Origin of the sequence: Natronomonas sp. EA1, from assembly GCF_051195035.1 — an archaeon.
Taxonomy (GTDB): domain Archaea; phylum Halobacteriota; class Halobacteria; order Halobacteriales; family Haloarculaceae; genus JBNTJV01.
This window is the reverse complement of sequence record NZ_JBNTJV010000006.1, coordinates 99,640-121,332: the sequence shown is the minus strand read 5'-3', so window position 1 is coordinate 121,332 and position 21,693 is coordinate 99,640. Positions and strand designations below refer to the sequence as shown.

Sequence of the window (21,693 nt, the reverse complement as noted above, 5' to 3'; positions counted from 1 at the left end):
TTTGGGATTTTACTTGACGACTGCTTCGTCCCGGACCAGTTCTGCGAGCGCGTCCTCGAGCGACCCGTGGAACTGCCAGCTCGCCTGCTCGAAGGCCTCGTCGGTCGGGCCGTCCCAGCGGGGGAACGCGGAGTGACCGCTCACTTTGACTGTCCACTCGGTCGGCTCGTCGAACGGGTTCTCCGTCGGGAGTTCGACGACGTAGAGGTACTCCTCGTCGCCGTGGATGCCGTCGGCCGGATTCTCGACGCCGTGGCCCAGCAGGAACAGCGGCTGGTCCAGGTGCTCCATATTGGACGGCTCGAGGAGATCCGCTGGCTGAGCCGCGTCGATCGTTCGCTCTGGGTCGCCATCCAGGTAGAGGTCGACCGTCGAGAGCTTGTCGAGGAACACGAAGGTCGCCGCCGTGTAGCCCGGGCCACGCTCTGCGCGGGTCGCATCGAGCAGCTCTTTCAGTTGTGCGAGATCCCGGAGGACGCTCCCGGGATACCCGTCCGAATGCCGGTACACCTGCGCGACGCGGTCGGCGCTGCCATCTGTCTCACCGGTCTGTTCGACTCGTTGGACGAATCGGAGTTGGCTCCGTGTCGACATCGGTACTCGCCGGCGCGTGTGCGCCGGCACCCATCGCCGGCGCTGAAACAACACCACACAGTCGTAGCGGGATTGCAATCCGCTACGCGAGATGTGACACCTCGTCTGGTTCCTCCACGTCGTCGAATTCACCACGCTCGACCGGCTCCCAATCCTCCCCAGGTGCTGGACTCCACCAGTCGATCTCATAGGCACCCGGTGCACCGAGGATTTTTGCCCGTGCCGAGCCGTCAGGCAGGTCGCGGCGGAGCTTCTCGTCGACGTGAAGGTTCCACGTTGAGTCGGTGTCGAAGCACGCGAGCACAGCCTCCTCGTAGCCACGGTCTTCTCGAGACTCTTGGAGGACGACCTGCGTGTTACAGTTCTTGCAGAACACTCCCTCGAAGGGAATGTGGGTGAACACTTCCTGCCCGCAGACGGGACACCAGAGGAACTCGAACAGTGCCTCGCTGTGTCGGTCGAGTACTTCGAGACTCATTGTTGGACCGACCCGGTTCGACCGGGTCACTCTCTCCGCCCCGGCCGAAAAACACCCTGCGTGTGTACGTCCTCAGCGTTCAGGGCCGTAGACGATGCGCGAGGGGGCTTCGTACCCACAGTCCGGACAGTCGTACCAGCGCTGTACCGTCGCTCCATCAGCTGTCTTCTCACCGACGAGGACGTCGTCGTTTGGACACTCCGGACAGTTCAGTTCGGGCGCTGGCCGCTCCCGAAGCGCATCCCGGAACGTTGTCGCCTCCTTCGTCTCGAAGCCTCGCGACCAGATCGGGTAGCCGTCGACGAGGATCGCTCCGCGCCACTTGTACCGGTATGAATCCGGCGCCCGGTGTAGAACAGCTCGCGCTCCAGTCTCGGTGTTTCGATACGCGAGTGTTGGTGAGCGACTCTCTCGTGACCAGTTGGTGATTCGTGGCATCGTTGGTCAGAAATGAACGTCTGCGGGGACGATCCAGAGCGTCTGGCTGTCCTCGTCTTCCTCGAGGACTCGGTCGAGCTGGCCTCGATGCCGAATCCCCTGGGCGTGCTGGTCGTACATCGGGATTGAGGGCCCTTCGTACGCGCCGACCTGGTGGAACGCGTGGCGGGCGAGGTCCTCGTCGCGCATGATCGCCTCGTCGCTGAGCTCGTCGAGCGCCTCCTTCACGCGGTCGAGATTCCGCTGAAACTCCTCTTTCGTGGCCTTCCAAGCCCGGTCGAGCAGTTCACCGCCCTCCTCTGAGTTGATGGGGGCCGCCGTCGGCAGGTCACCCCAGCGGGCCTTCCCGGCGACCGTCGTGTCGTCTTCATCGAACGTGACGTAGTAATCAAACACGGCGCAGCCGTGGGGATTCGCGCCGACGAGACGGTCGAAGACTGCTTTCCCCTCGACCAGGGCGTCGTGCTGTGTCGGTGCTTCCACCAGCGCGTAGATGACCATATGCATCTGGTTCACCTCGGAGTGCCGACTCACCGGGCGCCGCTCGGCGCTGTCTGCTCGGTGCGCCGGCACCCATCGCCGGCGCTCGAAAAACCTCGCTTCGGGAGACCGCGTTCAGGAATCGGCAGTCTGCTCGACGGTGATCGTCAGGTCGCCCGACTCGTAGTCGGCCTCGAAGTCGGTGCTGAACGCGTCGGAGTCGTAGGCGGCGTGGTAGGCACGGTGCAGTTCGAGCGACCCGGTCGCCTTGAAGTGGAAGAACGCGGCCGCCGTGTAGGGTTGGCTCTGGGTTTCGATCTGCGTCTCGACAGAGGCCGGGAGCGCGATTTGTGGTGTGTCCGTATCGATACTCGTAGCGAACGCCTTCGCTTCCTCGACGGTCGCCTGCGAATGTGCGGGTGTCTCGCCGGTGAGCACGTTTACCGGCGTCTCGGTATCGTCAGTGAACAGGACATCGTGGAAGGTGCGCGTCCCGAGGACTGCGTCGGGACTTAACTCGCAATCGTGGAGTGGATCGTCGTCTGGATTCTCGGGCATCAAATCAGAGCCTGCGGTGGGGCTCAGTCTCTACTGCCCCAGACAAACTGCAAATTGTCTCGATAGAGCGCAGGAAAGTCGCGAAAGAGGAGCGTCCTGCCCGCACTTCCCGCCGCAGAGTCAGGTGTCGGAGAACCGATCGGGCTCGATTCGCGACAACCGCATCGCGTTCCCGGTGACACCGAGGCTCATCCCCATATCACCGACAACGACCGCCAACGCAACGCTGACCAGCCCCAGTGGCACGCCCAGCGCGAGCAGGAACTTCACGCCGAGACTCGCCCAGATGTTCTGCCGGATCACCCCGTTGGCCGTATGCGACAGGTCGTACAGGTACGGGAGTTTCCCGACGTCGTCGCCCATCAACGCAATATCGGCCGTCTCGAGAGCGGTGTCGGTGCCGGCCGCGCCCATCGCGATGCCGACCTCCGCGGTGGCGAGCGCGGGCGCGTCGTTGATGCCGTCACCGACCATCGCGACATCACCGTACTCTGCCTGTAACTCCTCGACAGCGTCGACCTTCTCGTCGGGCAGGAGTTCTGCGCGATACTCGTCGACCCCGACCTGCTCGGCGATTGCGCGGGCGGTGCCCTCGTTGTCGCCGGTGAGCATCACCACGCGCTCGACGCCCAGCTCGTGCAGGCGTTCGACGGCCCGCTTCGAGGCCGGGCGAACCTCGTCGGCGATGGCGATCGCACCCAGCAGTTTCGACTCCGTCCCGACGATAACGACAGTCTTGCCCTCCCGCTCCAGCGCGGAGAGGGCATCCTCGGCGAACGCCCCGTTCTCGCCCTCGGTCGCCTCTTCCGTCATAACGCCGCCGTCCGTCTCGCGGCGTGCCCGAGCGAGGTCGAAGCCCAGTTCCTCGAAGAGCGCGGGCTTGCCCGCATAGTACGTCTCGCCGCCGATCTCGCCGCGGATGCCCTTCCCAGTGAGGCTCTCGAAACCCGTCGGGTCGGGCAGGTTGCCCACGCCCGCCTCCTCAGCACGGGCGAGAATCGCCGTAGCAATGGGATGCTCACTGCGCTGCTCCAGCCCAGCGGCGCGACGGAGCAGATCGTCCTCCGTAGTGTCACCCACCGGAACGACGTCGGTGACGGCGAGTTCGCCCTTGGTGAGCGTCCCGGTCTTGTCGACGGCGACGGCGTCGACCTCGCCCATCGCTTCCAGGTAATTTCCGCCCTTGATCAGGACGCCGTTCTTCGCGGCGCTCGTGATGCCCGACACCACCGAGACGGGTGTGGAGATGACGAACGCACACGGGCAGGCGATCACCAGCAGCGTGAGCCCACGGATGAACCACGTCTGCCAGTCGCCCGCGAAGGTGAACCCGTAACCGGCTAGGTCCACCGCCACCGGATCAGCGATAACCAGCGGCGGGATAGCGGCGGTCAGGATTGCCAGCACGACGACGAGGGGTGTGTAGTAGCCGGAGAAGCTGTCGACGAACTGCTCAGACTCGGTCTTCTTCGCCTGTGCGCCCTGTACCATTTCGATAATACGCGAGAGCGTCGAATCGCCAGCGGTCGAGGTGACCTCTACCTCGAGGTACCCCTCTTCGTTGATCGCGCCGGCGTACACCTCGTCGCCGGTGGTCTTGTCGACGGGGACGCTCTCGCCCGTGATCGGCGACTGGTCGACTGCACTCTCGCCTTCGATGACCGTCCCGTCGAGCGGAATCTTGTCGCCAGGGCGGACGACGACGGTCTCGCCAACGTCGACCTCCTCGACGGAAACGGTCACTTCCTCACCATCGCGACGGACGGTCGCCTCGTCGGGCGAGAGTTCCATCAGCTCGCGCAGAGAATCCCGTGCCCTGTCCATCGCATAGTCCTCGAGCAGTTCGGCGATGCTGAACAGGACGGCCAGCGTCGCGGCCTCGACGAAGTAGCCGATGCCGGTTGCGGCGATGATCGCTGTCCCCATCAGGAGGTCGATGTCGAGGCTTCGGTTCTTCGCGGAGTAGTACCCGCTGCGGACGACCGGGATGCCACTGGCCGCGACGGCACCGAGGAACAGGACATCTGCGATGTGTAGCGGGTAGTCGAGGATGCTCGCTATCGCGACGTTCTGGCCGGTGAGAAGGAACTCGAAGACTAGACCAAGGATGACGAACGCTGCGCCGAGCCACGTCTTCTTCGCGCGAGAACTCGTCCAGACCTCCGAAGGTGGCGCGATATCGACGCCGTCGGCAGACTCGTCGGTTTCGTCGTCTGCTCCGCCGATCACGTCATAGCCGGCGGCTTCGATCGCCGCGACGACGTCGGCTTTGGTAGTCCGGTCCGGATCGTACTTGATGGTAGCTGTCCCGGTGGTCGGCTGGAGCGTGGCCTCAACGACGCCGTCGACGCGCTGGAGGCTCTTGTCGACTTTTTGCGCACACGACGGACAGTCCATCTCGGGGACCGTGAGACGGGCAGTCAACTCCCGCTGCCCGCCGCCGTTCGGTGGTCCCGCTGTATCCACATCGGAATTCTCTGTCATCACCTCACGGTAGGAGCGGGAGTTCGATATGTCTTTGTTGGAATATTCCAACCGCGGTGTCAGTGCGATGCCAGCCGTTCTTCCGCTACCCGCTCGCCGGCGACGTGTTGCTTCGCCAAATGTTCTTCCGCCCGACGGAGCCGGTAGGTAAGTGTTGACCGAGGCACGTCGAGATGCTCGGCCAACTCGCCGACATCGACCTCGCGGGGCGACTCGTAGTAGCCGTGTTCGACGGCGGCTTGGAGGGCGGCTTCCTGCGCCGGGGGTAATCCGCTCGGTGTTTCGTCGCTTCCTCCAGCTGCTGTCGTCGTGTCCGCGGTGCGGAGCATCTCCATCTGAGCGCATTCTTCGACGGCAACCTCGAGGGAGTCGAAGAATGCCGCCACGTCGCCGTCGCCCGAGTGGATGAGTCGCCACGTGTAGTGGCGGCCCTCATGACGGGTCTCGAACAGCACGCCGTCCCCGAGATGGTCGCGGGCGATGTGGGGAACCGAGGCGCAGGTGGGGGTTCGCTCCCAGTCGGAGTAGAGGACGAGCGTGTCGTCCGTGCGGTCAAGGACGCGGGTGGTCTGGGTGGCGCCGCAGTCCTCGGTGGCGAGACAGTCGGCGTAGTAGTCGCTGTTTCGAAACGCGTCCTCGATGGCGTCGAGTGCGTCCGGAGTGCCGGTGGCATGGTCGACTCGCCAAAGTTGGTCGGCAGTCGCGTGCAACGAAAGCGAGCGGACACGGGCGTCGGGGTAGTCGGCAAGGGCATCCGCCACCCTATTGCACCCCGGCTCGTATTCGAGGGCGAAGACGAGTTCGCGCATACCCCGTCTACGGCCTCCTCCGACATAACCAATGGCACGGGACTACGTCTACTGGTGAGCATCAGATCACGTCGTTCGGGTCGTGGACCTCCTGCATTCGCTGCGCTTCGGCCGCGTATTGGTCCTGGAGATCGGGGTCATCAACCGTGCCGAGATTGCCGGGCCCCGCATCGACTGCCGCTGTCGTATCTCGAATATCGGTGAAGGACGTGAGTGCCCGCTCTTTCCGATAATACTGTTTGCCGTCGGGTGTCGCGTAGGTGAGGATGATTAGGTTCTGTTCATCATCGGAGTAGGTACGTTCGACGAGCCATACTCGCACCTCGTCATCAGCCCGATCTGACATATCCAGACGTTCGTGGGGACTCAGAAAGGGATTGGCGTTATAATCGGTCGACTGACGCAGTTTTCGACGGTGATTCACCACCAGGGATGCGCAGTTCCTGGCGCTCGCCGACCCACTCGCCGAGTTTCTGTGTGAGGTACTGGCGAGCCGTCGACGGCGTGAACACCCCCTTGTCGACCATATCGCCGACGACGTCCTTCAGCGCCCGGAACTGCCCCTTCAGATGGCCGTCGCCGACCGGCTCGCCGTCGTGCCACCGAACGGTCGCGAGCGCCCCGTTCCCGACCGTCTCACCGTTGTCGATTGTCTCTGAATCGTACTGCAGGCCGAACCACAGCGTCCGGTAGGCGGTCACCTCGAAGGTCGGTGACACCACGTAGAACGCCTCGTGGTGGAGGTAGTCGAGATGGTCAGCGATGATCTCGTCGAGGGTGAGCCCGGTGGCGCGGGGCTTCGGCTCGACGACCGTCGACGGTCGATCCTCGTCAGCGAGGTAGCCGTCGACCGCATCTGCCTCGAGGCCATCGGCCAGTTCAGCCAGCAGCTGTTTCGCCCACTTGGAGTTGGTGTCGTCGCCACCGAACGGCGACTCAGCCGAAATTCGGTGCTTGAGCTTGAGGTTCGCTGCGCCCCAATGGCTGTAGTGGAGCGTGTACTGTCCGTCTGTGCGTTCGTACGCAACGAGTGCGCGGTGGCCCATCGAGCAATCACCTCACGGGGCGACCGCTACTGGATCGCCCCGCACCCCTCTCGGGGGACGAACAACGCTACTCCTCGATTGGTTCGGGGGAACTGAGATCCGCGTAGAGGACTTCGCCGTCGCGAACGACGTACCGCTTCGCCAGCACTGGGAAGCGACACTTCGTGAACCCCGCTGTCTGGATGTCGAGTTCCTCGTCAGCTTCGAGGTGGTCGGCAAGTTCTCGCAAGAATTCGTGGGTCACGATGCCGCCCTCGTAGTCCGGGAGGCCGTTCTCCCGCGCCTCGTACACTTCGAAGTCATCGTACCCCCAGATGGTGAGTTCGCCCTTGTCGGTGACCTCCCAGTCGAGCGTCCCGAAGCAGTAGCTCTCACAGAGTTCGCGGACAGCCTGTGGATCCGATACGATCGCGCCGGTTGACGTCGTCGCAGCTTGTAGTGTCGCCATGTCTGGACTCGCGGGAAGCCCCGCACCCCTCTTGGGGGGCGATAAACCGACACTGGAAGTGCCCCTGGCGTCGACGGCGATGACGATCAGTCGTCTGTTGGGGCGTCTGGTCCGCTCCCGTCCTCTGGTCCCGTGAGTAGGCTCACTTCTTCCAGGAGGTCTCTTGCAGTCTCGACTCGCTCTCGATCCGCGTCGTCCAACCGCTCGACGTCGAGGCGGCTGAGATTGCTGAGTACACGATGCATCCAGTAGCCCTGTTCGACTTGCTGATTCATCGGTAGCGCCTCACCACTCGCCGGCGCGGATAGACACTCCACGTGACTGTCGTCGTCGCATCAGGTCGCCACCAGTGCTCGTCGCGACGCGTTGCCGCCAGGAGGTCACTCTCACACCCGTCGTCCAACATTGTGTCCGGGCTGTGGGATGCCTCGCCGGTCGGCCGTAGTTCCTCAACGTCAGAATATCGGTCGTACATCGGTTGGCCATACCTTCTGTCGGTATCGCATTTCAACGTCCGGACGCCTTCGCCCGCAAGGCATTCTTGATTATGCGAGACAGTACAAACATATATGGGAGTAGGGCGCGAACACTGTCCCAAGAGGTGCCAACCATGACCGAATCCTCGCGAGATGGGGTCCAATCGTGGACTGAGTCGATGAGCGCCCGCGACCGCATTCGGGCGGTCGCCGAGTCACTTCGCGAACCCCGCTCAGTTAACTGGATCAGCGAGCAGGCCGACGCCGCCTGGAGCACGACCAACGAGGAACTTCAGGACCTCGTCGACCAGGGCCAGTTGCGTCGCGTCGAGGCCGGCGAGACGACGCGCTACCAACCGGACTACACGCGACTGCTCTTCGAGGAGATCCGCACGCTCATCGAGGAAAATACCCGCGAGGAGCTGCGGAGTGAATTGGCCGCGATTACCGAGGAGATCGAGGAGTGGCAGGCGACCTACGACGTCGAGACGTGGGAAGAGCTTGAACAGTCGCTCGCCGACGGCGACCTCACAAGTGCGGAGCTCCGGGACCGCCGCGACGTCATCGCGTTCTGGCGTGAGAACGAGGAGGATCGCCGCCTCATCAAGCACGCACTGGAACTCTACTCCGACGTCGAAGCTGCCCGCGAGCAGATGACCGACGTGGCTGACCGCGCCACGAGCTAACCCTCCTCTCTCACAGAATGATCTTTCTTGCCGGTCGCGACCGCTATACACAGCGGACCCTCCTCCGCGACGTTCACGACCGATTGACGAACCAGCCAGGGTGTGAAGAGGTCCGCTATCGCCCGTCTCGACGCCGACCCCGGTACGTCATCGCGGGTGTCGATCCGACGACGTTCCTGAGTGACTCGTACGACGCGGCGACAGCACGACTGGAGATTCGCTTCTGGTACCCCGCCGGCGTCGACCACGAATACTACCGCATAAACTGGGTCGAACCGGACCGAAATCTGATGCTCGGATTCCACCAAGATGCCGACCATCCGGACCTTGGGCCCTGTCATATCCAACTCAATCACGAAGACACGCCGGTTGATCGGCACAAGGCGACGTTTCTCGATGCGCACCCACTCGCCGTCCTCGATGACCGACTACAGCAGTTCCCGCCCGCGCTAGATGCGATCCACTGGAAGAATGGAGCGCCCTCGCTCCCTACCTGGCCCGTCTAGACAGCGAGTTCATCGAACCTCTGGTGATGCGTCCAGGCCGTGGTCGGCGTGACGTTTCCGGACTTGGCGATGTCACGGTGCGTTACCCACACCCCCTGTTCCCGCCCCGCTTTGTAGAGACAGGCCGCTGCGAACCTGCCGAATGAACGCCCGCTATGACTGACGTCGGACTTGCGGGTACTCACCGTGTTAACCAACAGAAGCCATCTCCATCGGAGACTGTTGGTTAAACGGTGAGATTCCTACTGCCCTATTCGGGAGCAGGCCCGTAGCGACCTGTGCCACACACTTGGCACTCCCAGATTGGTTGGCCCGTCCAGGTCTCGTCAGGGAGCGACTCGCGTGTACTGAAGCGATGTTCTGTTTCTTTCGTACAGTGCTGGCACTCGAGGGCTGTTACGGTCGGGATTTCAGCTCTGGTACTGGAGGATTTCGTTTCGCGGGGTACTGTTTCCACAGCGATTGCTGGGACGATCCACAGCTGATCGCTGTCGTCGAGCGTGTGCTCGAGGGACGACTCATCGCGAATTCCCTGGCCACGCTCGTCATAGACGCGTGGAATCTCCGTCTGAGAACGATCGCTCCTCTCGTTCCACGCTGTCCGCTCACGGGCCGCTGTTAGTAACGCGTCGCCAGCCGCTGCGGTCACCTCAGTAGCAGCGGGGAGCGTAGGCCAGCGCTCGGTTAGCTGGGGTGCGGGCTCGTCGTCGAGATCGTAGATGAGCGTACAGTCGTCGATGGGCTGGTCGTGACCTGACGAGAGAAGTGTCGCTGCTGCTGCTCCCCTTGCCACGGCGCCGTAGAACGTCCCCGATTCGACGAGGAAGTGGATCACACCACGCAGTGTCTGCTCGGAACTCGCAGCACCCGACTCCGACGCGCCGTCAAGTTCGTGTTCGAGACAGAACCGGCATTTTCGTTGCGACGCCGGGATCGATGCGCCACAGGAGACACAGGATCGGTCTGTGTCGGTTGTTCCGTCCGGATACCCACCCGAATGCGAGGCTTCACGCTGGCGGCTTGGCTGGCCGTCTGCTGGCTGATCCAGCGCTGGGTCCGGCACCAGAGCGCCCTCCCCGACAGGTTGGAACGCCTCTCGGTCTGAGTTGTGGTCAGTCATCGATTCGCTCCGCGTTTCCCCCGGTTTGGTATTTAAACTCAGGGGTGAGAAAATGCGGGGACGGATTCGGCGACGACGGGATAAATCTGACCGCCTGAGACCGATTCAGTCACGGAGCTCGGCGACCGCTCGACCGACCTCGCGAACGTGCTCACTCCGCTCGATATCGAGTTCTGTCGACAGATACTCGACAGTCTCGTCCAGATCCATACCCCCTTGTAGACTCTCTGCCTGTATGTAGGTATTCCTCTACCGGAGGCGTCTCAGATCGCTTGGAGTTCGTCTCGCCGGCTTCGGAGCGTCACGACTGACACCTCTGCTGCCGACGCGACGGTGGATTGGGTAATCAACGCGCCCTGCTCTTGGGCAGCCAGATAGACACAGGCGGCCGCGACGCCCGATGGCTGACAGCCGTTCGTGAGGGTTGTCCCCTCGGCGCGTTCTGCGAGTTCGTTCGCGCGCCGACGAATGTCGTGGTCTAACTCCAGCGCCGAGATCAGGCGTGGAATGAACGACGTCGGGCGCATTGGTGGTGCTGGGAGCTCTAATTCGCGATTCAGTGTTCGGTAGGCGTTGGTGACACGAGCGGACTCGACTCGGGCGGCGTCGACGACATCCTCGAGGAGAAGCGGGTGTTGGTTACATCGACAGGTACCGTAGATACTCGCTGCACCGATGGCTTCGATGGATCTGCCTCGAAGCAGATCCTCGCTCTGAGCGCTCCGGAAGAGCTGGCACGCCTGGTCACGAATCGACTCAGAGAGCTCGAGCGCACTCGCCAGCCGGCGTACCTCGCCCAACCCGTGTGCGAGATTCCGTTCCGCTTTGGACCGCCAGCGACCACGGGTCTGCTCACGTCGCATCCGGGCCAGCTGCCGGCGTTTCTGACCAGAGAGTTCGTTCCCGTGTGCGTCGGTTCCGTGGCCGATCTCGGTCGAGATGCCTCGATCGTGACGGGCTGTAGTGAGTGGTGCGCCTGTTCGCTCGCGCTCGTCTGCATCGTACGCCCGCCACTCCGGCCCGTGATCGATACGTTGTTCCTCGATAACAAGTCCACAGTCCTCGCAGATCGTTTCGACCGCATTCGTAGTGACCCGGCCGTCACACTCTGGACACTGGGTAGCGCTCGACTCTGTTTGGACGTCTTCGTCGAAGCCAGTTTCGTAGATGTCTCTGGTAGTCATCGTTCTCACCATGTTCAGGAACTCGCCAGTACAGCGAATCCTTCACCCATTATGGGTGGAATAAACCTCTACAAGACGGTTCAGATATCTCGGAACCGATGGCGTACAGCGACCGAGTCTGATTCTTATACCAATGAACTGGCTATGCAGGAACTGGGGCGGCACTCAAGGCCACAACAGGGGACCGAATACATATTTATCTAAGGTGAGAGGGGGAGCATATGAGTGATTCACATCTTCGGCGTCTCCATGAACTCAACCGTGAATATCCGGCGGTTGATCGGTCGACATTATATCGCGAATACCACCTTCAGCGCTTCGATATGCTTAATTCAGAGGATGCAATTCCACAGCTCTTGTTCCATATTGTTCCTGAAAGTGCTCTTGATGGATCGCGTCTTGTCGATATCACAGAACTTGAGGAACTGCCTGTTCCCGCGACGTGTCGACCATCGTTTCGGCCCGATAGACTGTTTGAACACGCGGATCCGACATGGAACCATATTGTCGCTCGCTACGAGAATCGAAAAGACCTGAGTTCAGTGGCAACTCTGTATGATACTGGCATATATGAGGCCCGGGGGAGCGGGCTCTGCTATCCAACCGGTCATTCATACGACTGTGACTATGCAGTCAGTTCACAGGATCTTGAATTAAGTCTCGTCACCGTCCTCCAGTTCTATCGTGACGTCCTTCCTGATGAACACAGCGAGAAGGTGTATGCAATCCTCAGTGGGACAAATCTCACGAACGCGACAATAGACCAACATCGGCAGGTTGACCGGGTTGAAGCATTTCCTGAACCTAACCGCACCTCGCGCCTCACACCTCTCAGTCTGTCCGATGAAGACGGTATCCGTGACCAACTCACACCGCTTTTCCGACCATTATCAAACTCTCAGTTCGGATATCATCCCGGTTTCTATTACGATGATGAAGGTGCGTGGGAATTGGATGAACATCTAGAGTAGCGTTGTTACTGGCTTTGCATCCGGTCCAGCTCATTCTGGATTAGATCGGATGGCGGCTCGTAGAAATCAAAGATCTGGTATAGCGGTTGGGTCAAGGTCTCAACCACTTCCGGTAGAGCGTCTTCAAAATCTTGAACAGTGAAGCGTTGACTGGCCGTAACTGTCGCTTGATGTGATTCTCTTTCAATCGGAGGGAAAAGTCCACGGCGATTTTCAATTGAGCCCAGTGTTCGTCCCTCTAGTCCCGTCCATCGGGCTTGCACGGTGACCGACGTGTTTTCCTCACCGAGTTCTCGCCCCAACCGCTTCGCATGTAGCAAGCATTCACCGACTCGCCAGATTGGGAGAATATAATCCAAAACTGTACCTGGCTCAAGTTCATCTTTGCTGTCTTCCTGATAGCCACGAAGCAAGAACAGCATCCCGTCTGGGGATGCACGCCAGTAGTCTGCGTGCGCTGGGTCATCGAATGTTCCGCCGGTATACCACCCTTCGATTGTCTCATCGCGGGGATGTACCTGATCCTCGCTGATCAGCCACGCCGGCCACCCCGTTTCATGACCTTTCACCTCCCGTAGTAGATCTAAGAACTCAGAGAGAGATGGCTGATCAAACTCAGAATCCAGACTGTAAGCAAATGACCAGTACCCGTGACGATAGGGTGAATTATCCATATTTCCGTACTCGTCCATCACGTTGGCTTCCCAGTCTTCCCGCATAGCCTCAGTCCACGAAGCAAGCTGATCCAGCGGATCAATCTCTTCTTCACTTGCTCCTTTTTCGAACCCCGTCAGTACGGTTCGCATTCGATCTAACAGATCATCACGTGAGGCAGTGACACACCGCCGAATCAATTCGTCCCACTCACGTCCTGTCTTCGGTGCTGCACTTTCTGGCCCTGGCCGCCTAATATAATATGTGTTGTAGGTAACGTGTTGGTCTTCAGGGCCAGCACTGTCTGATCGAATCGGCACCCGATGGTCTCCCGGTACATCGATAATTGGAAAGACTTCACCAGATTCTGGATGTTCAATATGGTATACTTCACAGTGAAACTGGGGCTCAGCAAACTTCTCAACGATCCCATTAATCGTATCTTGATCGTAGTGGTCAATCGGATGTGGTCGAGATGGATCCGGTTCCCATGATTCACCGACCTCCTCATATCCAATCAAAATCTGACCCCCACCAGAATTCGCTAATGCGAGCATCGCTTTTGCTACGTTTGCCTTGTCCACATTATCAGACAGATCAAGCCAGCTTTTGATTTCACGATGGACCTCTTCTCGTGGATTACGCAATAGATCCTGCCACCGCTGATCCACGTCTCCCGATTTAACCATATTCCCTCTATGTTTCTAGTCAGCCTAAAAACCTCTCTAGGCGGTAGTTGCTTTTTATTTCGGACGGATACACGCGGTTAGCGAATTCCCGAATTCTGACATACATCTCAGCTCGGTTCTTGAGGTTGTGGCTGCGCGCGCAGCGACCAGCGGGAGCGAGCACGGAGCGGTGGGTGGGGCGGTGGGGCCTGGGCCGGTCCGGCACTCACGAAAAAAGAAAGGGCGTTGCCCCTACTCCTCCCACCAGCGGCGGTCGCGTTCTGGGAAGACGATCATACTGTCGTAGGTCACGGCGAGTGAACATCGTCCCTCGTACCAGTTCTTCTTAACCGCCCGCATTCGGACGGTGTCCCCTTCTTGGACGAAGGCAGGCTCCGATTTTCGCCACGAGGTGAACTTGATTTTCCCGGTGTCGTCCGCGACCAAGCCCACTTGAGCGATCTTCCGGCTGGAAGCATCCCAGAGCTGAACGACTTCTCCTTCGATGCTCACCTCATCCGTCTGCACGTCCGGGACGTCCTCGATCGGGCAGATGGCGCCGGGGGCCGCCTTGAGTGCATCCATCGTGTCGAACACTGCTTTGGTGATGTCTTGCCCCTTGGCGACCCGCTTTGCGAGCGCCCGCGAGACGGCCGCCCGACTGTGACCGGTGCGAAGCCGCTGTGCCATCCGGTCTGCTTCCTGGTTCACCTTCGCCAGCTCCATCCGGGAGAGACGCTCTCGCGGATCCGTCCGGTCCGGGGTGCGTTCCGCCCGCTTACGCTGTCGCCGTTCGGTGACGACCTTGCGAGTTCGCTTCGCCCGCCCGTCTTGGGTGCCGAGTTCCGCCTGGGCGCTGATGTGGTCCAGTTCGGCCTCCCGGGCGCGAATCTTCTCTTCCTGCGCGAGGGGCAGGTGCGAGAAGTCCTGGACGATGCCGTCTGGGTGGTTGGAATCCACCTTCGCCTGCTTTTCCTGCTGAACCGTCGCTCGGAACTCCGGTTTGTCGTCGACGACCTTGAAGCCGTCCTCGTCGACGCCGGCGTCTTCGGTTCGTTCGAATGCCTGTTCATCCACCGTAACGACCTTGCGACTCGAGTTGTTACTTGACATTGGTATCCTCCAGATACCACTGAAGGCGCTCGTGCGCCGCCACCGCGATGCCCCTAACATCGCGGTTTTCCGACGACGTCGACGACCGATAGCACCGACTGCGCGCTCTCGCTCGCGCCTTCGCGAGCGCCCTACCGGGCGCGAGCGAGAGCGCGCCCGAGTGCGGCGACCCCAACCAGCACCGCGCGCCGACCCGCCCGGAGCGAGCGGCCAGCGGAGAAAGCGTGGGGGGTGAGCAGCCACGCCGCGCAACCCCCCGCGCTTTCCCGCTGGCGCCGAGGGCACATTCACTTTAGCCCGGCAGCCCGCCCGCTACCGCAGGCAGGCAGCCCGGAATGGTCGGTCGCGAGCGACGCGGAGGGCGGCAGCGGCGAGCGGGGCGGGCCGGTACGGACACACCTGTCCACCCGGCTGCGCCGCTCGGATGGTCATTCACCGTCCTGGCGGACTCAGAAAGGGCGAGGCCGCCTCGGTCGTCCCCCGACCCCGCAAGCACCGCAGGGACGAGGAGCGCAGCGGTGGTCGCGGGATGCCGAGCGGCCGAGGGCTTTCAGGGAGTGTCGCTGTCGACGAATTCGATCGCGCTACTAATCCGGTGCCCCGGCTGGCTCGTCGAGAAGGACATCGACGCCGTCGTGGGTGACGGCGAGTTGGATCCCCTCCACGGTGAACCGGACTTCCACGTCCCCGGCTGAGGATGCGAGAAGCTGCTCGAGTGCCTCGACGTCAACAGCGTCGTGGAGCTGATACGAGTCGGTGGGGAGCCCGTGGGCTTCCAGTGTCTCGACGATTTCAACGAGTAGATCGGGGGATGGATCTGAGTCTCTCGGGGTGGAGGGTGCCATTATGGCCTCGACGGGTAGATAGGACGAACAGGAGTTAAAAATGGGGGCTCGACGGCCTGTCGCTGCGGCCTTTCAACCGGTCCCTCAGTGGTCGTCCTGTGCGTTTAGCTCCTCGAGAAACCAGCTGGCTGCGGTTCCGATCCGAACGCCGTCGACGTTGCGCATCTCAAGGCCGTTCGTGGCGGTCCGGAACGGCTCGTCGTCGACGAGGATGCGGTTGATGACTGTCCGGACCGACTCCGTTCCGTATCTGTCGACGAGAGCCGCGACCGCCGTATCGAAATGTGCATCCTCGTGCTCGGTTCGCGGGTTCTGCGCCCGGTAGATCACGAGGTCAACCACATCGTCGACCGATGCGTGCTCGGGATTCCCGGTTTGCTCACGAACATTATAGTTGGCCTCTGTATCAGGCATTGCGAGTCACTCCGCCGCGTCGTCCGTATCGGTCGTCGCCGAGTCGGTTTCTCGTTGCTCACGGATTGCAGCCAGCGTCTCCTCAAGCGTACCCACACAGCCGATCGCTGCGAGCTCATCGGCAATCTCGTCGATGAGTGCGGCTCGCTCGACGGCAGTCTCGTCGCCGGCGGTCCTGTCGATCGATGCGACGCGAAGCGCCCGCGTTTCGTGCCAGCCACAGTCCCAACAATCGCGGGTCACCTCGATCTGCTCGTCCTCTTCCGCTGCGAGGACGGCGTCGGACAGCGACGTCGACAGGGGCCGGTCTGGTCCGACCTCGAGGGTGACGGGGGACCCGCACGCGGGGCAGTCCATAGTCATCCCGAGGAGCGCCCGTCTGTTGAAGATAGCGGAGCAACGAGACAGCGACACAACCAGCGCTGCTGAGTTCGCGGGGTGGGACAGCTACGGACAACTGTGACCCTCCCGCAGTGGTCGCCGTACCACTCGCGTCGACGACCGCTCGGCGGGTCAGTCAGAGACGATGTGTGCCTCGAGGTCGCGTGTCCAGTACGTTGCTGGCCCGCCTGGACTACACCGCGCACAGACCTGTATCGGGCCTTCGAGATGGCCGAGTTCGATTCGAAACCGTGTGAGCGCTGCGAGCGCGTTGACGACGAGGCCACAGCTGTCACAGGCGTAGTGATCACGATCATCGGGATCCGGCGTCTCTTGGATCGCACAGTCGACGCAAATCGGGTGGTTGACCCGCTCTTCCTTCCCCCACGTGTAGGCGATCCCAGTCTCTATCCCGGATGGAGCCTCGCAGAAGGCACAGCCGGCCAGCGTCTGCTGCATCACCCATCACCCTCGCCGGCGTCCCGGGCGGCCGTCCAGCCTGTGTGGAAGACGGCGAGCTGCTGCATCGATTCGAACGCTGTGTTGCTGGGCTCGTGAACGAGGAGCCGCTGGTCGACGACCGGTGTGACTGTCCCGGCATCGAGTAGCTCTCGAACCAGCTGGCGGGCCGTCTCGTCGTCAAGATCCGCCGTCGATGGTGACCGCGCATCCCGATCCTGAGCGAGCAATTCCGCTTCGAACCGTTCGTGATCGTCTGCCGTATCGTCGTATCTATCCGGACCAGACATACAAATCAGGGGCAGCACAGGAACCGCCCCGCACCCACTCGGGGGCACAATAAACAGTCGCCACAGTCACCATTCTCAGTCACGATGTCGATCTGCTCCTTCACCCTCCACGCCCCACGCCATCGTCCGGGTGGCAGCCTACTCTCGCTTGGCCAGCGGCCTGGCATCTCGGCCCTGGTGGCCGCGAACATAACTTTGGGCCGCCACCCCCACCACATATCGGTTGATTTTCCTGCTGTCTAGTGGCACAATTCGCCTCCAAATCGCAAGACAGCAATACCTGACACCAGATTTCGGGGGCTGTCCGGGAACTCCCTCGTCGGTGAGTCTGGTGTCTAGTGCTGCCGTCCTACGATTTGTTGACTCAGCACGACTCTCAGCATACCTGGTGTCTAGGGGAGGTCGTCGCTGGTGTCAGGTTAACTGTTCGGACGATTTAACCGAAATGGCCCTGTCGAACTCTGAAGAAAGTGAAAGAAATTCTGGTGACAAACGCTTTTCACCCTCTTTTATATACTGTATAGTATGTCTGAAAATGAGAAAAGCTTCTTCGAGTATACCGAGTTTTATTCTGACTCAGAGACTCAGGATCCCGAAGAGGTTATTCAGGATCGTCAAGACCCGGAGATAGCGTACGCTCACATATGTAAAATCGCAGGGACAATCAACGCAGGGTTGGATGCGGTACCTGAGGACCAGCGGGATACTGTAAAGGTGTACTCGGTCGTGGATCTTTTCCGAGCAACGATGCAGTATATCGAGGAGTTTGGATCCTATTTCAGATATCTCATTTTGAATAAGGAATCCTATATTAATGAGATTATCCGGACTTCAAGCGGAGATATACGGCCACTCTTTGAGGCTATTCTGGAGGAGGAACTTGATGGGTATCTTGATAAACGAGATGTTGAGGCTGACTCGAATGAGGTTCTGAGTTTGATCTTTGGGTATCAGGCGGTGCGAGAGGGAGCGATTAGTTTCTCAGAGGAAGAACTGGAAGATGTTCCAGTTGATGTTGGGTTGGCTGATATAGAGATTCACGAAGGTGAGGGTGAGGATATCCCTGAGTCGATGGAGATGGAGTTGTTAGTCGAGGATTCGATTGAGAATCTGAGAAATAAACTCAAGAATATTGCTGTCTTCTATTTGAATTTCCGAGAGGCGTACAACGCCGTTAAACACGGCAATCGGGTTACGGTTGGTGACAGTACTGGGTTTGAGCTCGGGAATGACGAGTTACTCGATGATCGAATTGTTCTCGATGATGAAGTCATTCAGTTCCTGTGTAAGTACTCTGCTGATTCACAGGATGGTGAGCCGTATCTGCTGACTATTCCTCGATCGATTCTGGAAGAGAAGACTCTGAATGTCGTCGAAGATGTGTATACTCTCTATACCCAGGCATATGATGTGGCGACTTTAGATGAGGGTGAAGAGATTAATCTCAGCTTCTGGAAGTCCACCGGTGGTGGTGGCCAGGATGAGAATGATTTGATACATATCGCTAATCCTGATTCTCGGATTCTATTGCCGAGAAATGTAATGCCGGATGTAATTGAGGATTTGCAGGTTCCAGAAAAGTCAACAGTAGAGTGGATCGGTAATTGGTCTCTTGCCGGCGACACGCTGGAGTTTGAGGTAGAGTTTGGTTCGGAGCCTACACCTGAGCATCCAATCCACGTTGAGATTAATTGGGAGAAGACTGCCGATGATATCCACGAATTCGGAGAAGGCCAGTTCAATTTTAATGTTGATCCTGATGATCTGAGTGTTGAGCAATACTTTGAGATGCTCAAAATCCAGGATAAGGATGATATCCGGAGGGTAGAATTTGAATTCCCAGATTCGGATAAGACGTATCAGCAGCGGCTTGAGGAGCCTTTCGAAGGTATCGATTTACCTGAGCCCGAGGATCGTGATATCCTCGAGTTTGTGAAACGTGTGGGGTTGGCGACGGATACTCGGATTCCTCTTCCGGAGTTTATCACGGAGAAGCATCGGGAGGTGTACGATGACTACAAGGATTCCGATTTGGACTCTGATACAGCAGAGGAGATTCTTTCTGAGCTTCAGGAGCGAGGTGAAAAGGTTCGGCGGTCATTAGTGGGTGTTGCTGTCTGGGAGGGTGATTTCTCGGATGTAGATGTTGATGAGGATGAGCCGGCACACGCTGAGGATTTAGGCGAGCTCCGTGCTATAATGGGTTTGAGCGAATCTCAGGATGCGGATGATATGGAACGTTTTCCTGGGGAAGTACGCTGGACACACCCTGAGTCGACGAAGTATACACCTGATGAGTTACTTGATAAGCTGCGAGAAGGGTATGGGGAGACGGTCGGTGAGCTCCAGCGTTCGGAGGTTGATAGGGAGGAGGCTGAATCGGAGTTTAGTCATCGGATTCGTTTCGGGCACGAGACTATGTGGGGAACCTTTGATAAGCACGTTATCGATATCTTCCCAGTGTCTGAGGGGGCGTTTGATAGAGAGGATTCGCCGGAGACGTGACTGTTGAGGTAGTTTAAGATTTGATGCTGAGTGAGTGAGATGTCTACCGATTGGATGAAATGAACCTTCTCGCCCTGTCAAGTGGGGATCGATTCTCGTCCTGGTTTCCCTGATTTGGCTCTTGCTCGAACTCACGTTCTTCGAGAGCAGCCTCTAGCCGATCACGTTCAGAGCGGACGGTAGCGAGCTCCGATTGGAGATGGTTGACCTTTGTTTCCAGCCCCTCGATTTGCTCCGATTTCTCCTCCAGTTCAGATTCGAGACGCTTGATTTTCGCTGTCAACAGACGGTTCTTTTCGCGAAGGTGAGCCCGGTCCAAGTCACCAGGTCGATCGTCACTCGTAGGAGATTCGGGGGGTGACTTCGATTCATCGTCAGCTGCGTTCTCCTCGGGCGTGACCCGCTCGCGCCCGTGGTTCAGGTCCGTGTCTTCGATGGCTTCTAGCGTCTCGTTGTAGGTTTCGTACCCGGGGAATCCCTCGTAGGTTCCTTCCTCGCCCTCACGATCGACGAACGCATTCTCCGGACAAATCTCGAGCGCGACAGCCGCTTTCCGAACGGCCCAGAACGGCATCTGGTCGTAGGTCCCGCCGTCGACGCGGTCCGATCCGGCCTCTGGAACCCACACCGGAATGTCGTAGCCGGCGCTCCGCAGTTCGTCGACGGCAGCCCAGTAGTCCTCCCCGTCGAGGTCCGCATCGGCGGCGGAGATAATCCCCGTCGCGAGCGCCATCAGCTTCGCCGGCCCGCCCCCGGCGTTAACCTTCGAATCGCCGAAGGTATTGGCCTGCTCGTCGACGAAACAGGATTGCCCGCTCTCACTGTGGCGCCAGCACGGGTCGAACTGCGGCCGCGGCTGGTTCGGATCCGTATCGTAGGCATCGCTCGCGTAGTGACGGGCAATCTCGGTGATGTCGATATCCTCGACAGCCTCGTAGACGTCCTCTTTGAACGGCGTAACGGGACGGCCTTCGAGGGTACCGTCGAGTTCTGCCATTCGCTCTTCGCGTCGCTGGAGCGCTGCCTCACGCTGTCGCTGGCGCTCCCGTTCCCGCTCACGCTCCGCTTCCACCCATTCCTCCAGCGTGGCCTGCCACCCCCCGTGGTCCTCGTACAGGTCCGGCCAGAGCGTCGCGACAAGCGAGTCGACGCAGTCCGTGTGCTCGACTCGCGTGAGGTCATCGGCCCAACTGACCGCCTGCTCGAGGAGTGCGTCGTCGACACCCTCGAACGGACGGAGTTCGTAGCGGACGTTGTCGGTCGCGATGGGCGTGACGACGGCATCGTGGTCGGCGTGGATCGAGAGTGGCGGCTTGTACTGGCGGTTCTTGTTGTTCACCCAATCGGGCTGAATGACGTCGCCGGCGCCGTCGACGCGCTCGTTCACGCGGGCCTCTGCCTTCTGGAGCCATGCGTTCGAGCGGTCGAGGAACTCGTTGAACACCCGTTCGAGCGCATCCGGATCGTCATTGAAGTGGTCCGCAATTGGTAGTGTGGCCTCCGGGGCCCCAAAGACGTACGCGCCCCCGACGGAGTCCAGCGCATACACCGCCTTCCGCGTGCCGTAGAGCGTTGCATACTCGTCGATGTAGGCGTCGAGGGTACGCTCGACGAGGGCACGCGTCTCGCCATCCAGGTCGCCTCGCTGCGGCTTGATGTCGTCGGCGAGGTCAATATCGCCCCAGGTGGGAACTGCCCGGAGGTCGGCATACCCGGGGGTTGGGGGCTCATCCTGCCAAACGGTCGTCCCCTCAGACTCGTCGTAGCGACAGGGTTCCCACTGTTGGAAGGCGGTCGGTGTCTTGTAGGTGGTGACGGCATAGAGGGTCCGGTTGAGGCGGTCGTGAATCTCGTCGTAGTCACGATCGAGGCGGGCAACCCGTCCGCGCTGCGGATACCCGGCCTTAATCGCCTCGACGTCGTCGTGGTCGCGTTTGATGTACCATCCGACGAAGTCGTTCAACCCGATGGTTGGATAGTTCTTGACAGTCGCCAGCGCCTCGTAGATGGGTTTGGCACGACGGTAGTGCTCGCGGATGGCTGCCTCGGAGAGCGTCATTTCGTGTGCTCCTGCACCTCCTGAGCG

25 protein-coding genes and 1 pseudogene are annotated in these 21,693 nt (G+C 60.1%); 4 read left to right on the top strand and 22 right to left on the bottom strand.

Features of this window, described 5'->3' with window-relative positions; all coding sequences use genetic code 11:
* Positions 1-9: 9 nt before the first annotated feature.
* The 11 genes from ACQUQR_RS16370 to ACQUQR_RS16320 form a co-directional block, all read right to left on the bottom strand.
* Positions 10-594 carry a hypothetical protein gene (locus ACQUQR_RS16370; protein WP_011222456.1) on the bottom strand — a complete coding sequence of 195 codons (585 nt, stop codon included), beginning with the start codon at positions 592-594 and terminating at the stop codon, positions 10-12.
* Positions 595-676: 82 nt separating this feature from the next.
* A complete protein-coding gene (locus ACQUQR_RS16365; protein WP_011222455.1) occupies positions 677-1,072 on the bottom strand; it encodes a DUF7567 family protein in 396 nt (131 codons plus the stop codon).
* 72 nt (positions 1,073-1,144) lie between these two features.
* Positions 1,145-1,510, bottom strand: coding sequence for a DUF7568 family protein (locus ACQUQR_RS16360; RefSeq protein WP_011222454.1), 366 nt, complete (start codon positions 1,508-1,510; stop codon positions 1,145-1,147).
* A gap of 6 nt (positions 1,511-1,516) precedes the next feature.
* The gene (locus ACQUQR_RS16355) at positions 1,517-2,017 is read right to left on the bottom strand and encodes a hypothetical protein (RefSeq protein WP_011222453.1); all 501 of its coding nucleotides are present in this window, start codon (positions 2,015-2,017) and stop codon (positions 1,517-1,519) included.
* A 108-nt stretch (positions 2,018-2,125) separates the two neighbouring features.
* Entirely contained in the window at positions 2,126-2,548 is a 423-nt protein-coding gene (locus ACQUQR_RS16350; protein ID WP_011222452.1) for a hypothetical protein, read from the bottom strand.
* Between the two features lie 120 nt (positions 2,549-2,668).
* Entirely contained in the window at positions 2,669-5,032 is a 2,364-nt protein-coding gene (locus tag ACQUQR_RS16345) for a heavy metal translocating P-type ATPase (RefSeq protein WP_011222451.1), read from the bottom strand.
* Positions 5,033-5,091: 59 nt separating this feature from the next.
* Positions 5,092-5,841: a helix-turn-helix domain-containing protein gene (locus ACQUQR_RS16340; protein ID WP_004594502.1), complete on the bottom strand. Its 750-nt coding sequence runs from the start codon at positions 5,839-5,841 to the stop codon at positions 5,092-5,094.
* 61 nt (positions 5,842-5,902) lie between these two features.
* Complete coding sequence (locus tag ACQUQR_RS16335) at positions 5,903-6,187, bottom strand: hypothetical protein (RefSeq protein ID WP_004594503.1); 285 nt, start codon at positions 6,185-6,187, stop codon at positions 5,903-5,905.
* Positions 6,188-6,224: 37 nt separating this feature from the next.
* Positions 6,225-6,887 carry a DUF6735 family protein gene (locus ACQUQR_RS16330; protein WP_134671651.1) on the bottom strand — a complete coding sequence of 221 codons (663 nt, stop codon included), beginning with the start codon at positions 6,885-6,887 and terminating at the stop codon, positions 6,225-6,227.
* Between the two features lie 67 nt (positions 6,888-6,954).
* Positions 6,955-7,335 (bottom strand): hypothetical protein, encoded by a 381-nt coding sequence (locus ACQUQR_RS16325; protein WP_004594505.1) that lies wholly within the window; start codon positions 7,333-7,335, stop codon positions 6,955-6,957.
* 86 nt (positions 7,336-7,421) lie between these two features.
* On the bottom strand, positions 7,422-7,610 hold the full coding sequence (locus ACQUQR_RS16320; RefSeq protein ID WP_004594506.1) for a hypothetical protein: 189 nt from the start codon (positions 7,608-7,610) through the stop codon (positions 7,422-7,424).
* A gap of 335 nt (positions 7,611-7,945) precedes the next feature.
* Between ACQUQR_RS16320 and ACQUQR_RS16315 the strand changes: the two genes are divergently transcribed.
* The gene (locus ACQUQR_RS16315) at positions 7,946-8,497 is read left to right on the top strand and encodes a DUF7342 family protein (RefSeq protein WP_049938513.1); all 552 of its coding nucleotides are present in this window, start codon (positions 7,946-7,948) and stop codon (positions 8,495-8,497) included.
* A 17-nt stretch (positions 8,498-8,514) separates the two neighbouring features.
* Entirely contained in the window at positions 8,515-9,003 is a 489-nt protein-coding gene (locus tag ACQUQR_RS16310; protein WP_011222449.1) for a hypothetical protein, read from the top strand.
* Here the strand turns inward: ACQUQR_RS16310 and ACQUQR_RS16305 are convergent.
* The 3 genes and pseudogenes from ACQUQR_RS16305 to ACQUQR_RS16295 all read right to left on the bottom strand — a co-directional run.
* Positions 9,000-9,160: pseudogene (locus ACQUQR_RS16305) on the bottom strand (transcription initiation factor IIB family protein); the annotation flags it as partial. The gene ACQUQR_RS16310 and the pseudogene ACQUQR_RS16305 overlap by 4 nt on opposite strands.
* Positions 9,161-9,253: 93 nt before the next feature.
* The gene (locus ACQUQR_RS16300) at positions 9,254-10,123 is read right to left on the bottom strand and encodes a hypothetical protein (protein ID WP_011222448.1); all 870 of its coding nucleotides are present in this window, start codon (positions 10,121-10,123) and stop codon (positions 9,254-9,256) included.
* Positions 10,124-10,386: 263 nt separating this feature from the next.
* A complete protein-coding gene (locus ACQUQR_RS16295; protein ID WP_049938512.1) occupies positions 10,387-11,307 on the bottom strand; it encodes a transcription initiation factor IIB in 921 nt (306 codons plus the stop codon).
* A gap of 221 nt (positions 11,308-11,528) precedes the next feature.
* Here ACQUQR_RS16295 and ACQUQR_RS16290 point away from each other — a divergent pair, with 221 nt between their 5' ends.
* Positions 11,529-12,278: a hypothetical protein gene (locus ACQUQR_RS16290; protein ID WP_011222446.1), complete on the top strand. Its 750-nt coding sequence runs from the start codon at positions 11,529-11,531 to the stop codon at positions 12,276-12,278.
* A 5-nt stretch (positions 12,279-12,283) separates the two neighbouring features.
* Here ACQUQR_RS16290 and ACQUQR_RS16285 read toward each other — a convergent pair whose 3' ends face one another.
* From ACQUQR_RS16285 to ACQUQR_RS16255, 7 genes are all read right to left on the bottom strand, one after another.
* Positions 12,284-13,621, bottom strand: a complete 1,338-nt coding sequence (locus ACQUQR_RS16285; protein ID WP_011222445.1) for an AlbA family DNA-binding domain-containing protein — start codon at positions 13,619-13,621, stop codon at positions 12,284-12,286.
* A gap of 231 nt (positions 13,622-13,852) precedes the next feature.
* Positions 13,853-14,713 carry a hypothetical protein gene (locus ACQUQR_RS16280; RefSeq protein WP_004594516.1) on the bottom strand — a complete coding sequence of 287 codons (861 nt, stop codon included), beginning with the start codon at positions 14,711-14,713 and terminating at the stop codon, positions 13,853-13,855.
* A 587-nt stretch (positions 14,714-15,300) separates the two neighbouring features.
* Positions 15,301-15,558: a HalOD1 output domain-containing protein gene (locus tag ACQUQR_RS16275; protein ID WP_004594518.1), complete on the bottom strand. Its 258-nt coding sequence runs from the start codon at positions 15,556-15,558 to the stop codon at positions 15,301-15,303.
* An 84-nt stretch (positions 15,559-15,642) separates the two neighbouring features.
* Positions 15,643-15,972 carry a hypothetical protein gene (locus tag ACQUQR_RS16270; protein WP_004594519.1) on the bottom strand — a complete coding sequence of 110 codons (330 nt, stop codon included), beginning with the start codon at positions 15,970-15,972 and terminating at the stop codon, positions 15,643-15,645.
* A 6-nt stretch (positions 15,973-15,978) separates the two neighbouring features.
* Entirely contained in the window at positions 15,979-16,329 is a 351-nt protein-coding gene (locus ACQUQR_RS16265; RefSeq protein ID WP_004594520.1) for a hypothetical protein, read from the bottom strand.
* 156 nt (positions 16,330-16,485) lie between these two features.
* Positions 16,486-16,812, bottom strand: a complete 327-nt coding sequence (locus ACQUQR_RS16260; RefSeq protein WP_011222441.1) for a DUF7558 family protein — start codon at positions 16,810-16,812, stop codon at positions 16,486-16,488.
* Positions 16,812-17,102, bottom strand: a complete 291-nt coding sequence (locus ACQUQR_RS16255; RefSeq protein ID WP_004594521.1) for a hypothetical protein — start codon at positions 17,100-17,102, stop codon at positions 16,812-16,814. The genes ACQUQR_RS16260 and ACQUQR_RS16255 overlap by 1 nt, the downstream gene beginning before the upstream one ends.
* A 525-nt stretch (positions 17,103-17,627) precedes the next feature.
* Here ACQUQR_RS16255 and ACQUQR_RS16250 point away from each other — a divergent pair.
* Complete coding sequence (locus ACQUQR_RS16250; protein ID WP_004594522.1) at positions 17,628-19,607, top strand: hypothetical protein; 1,980 nt, start codon at positions 17,628-17,630, stop codon at positions 19,605-19,607.
* Between the two features lie 43 nt (positions 19,608-19,650).
* On the opposite strand, the gene ACQUQR_RS16245 is transcribed toward ACQUQR_RS16250, so the two are convergent.
* Positions 19,651-21,666, bottom strand: coding sequence for a hypothetical protein (locus ACQUQR_RS16245; protein ID WP_134671650.1), 2,016 nt, complete (start codon positions 21,664-21,666; stop codon positions 19,651-19,653).
* Positions 21,667-21,693 lie beyond the last annotated feature (27 nt).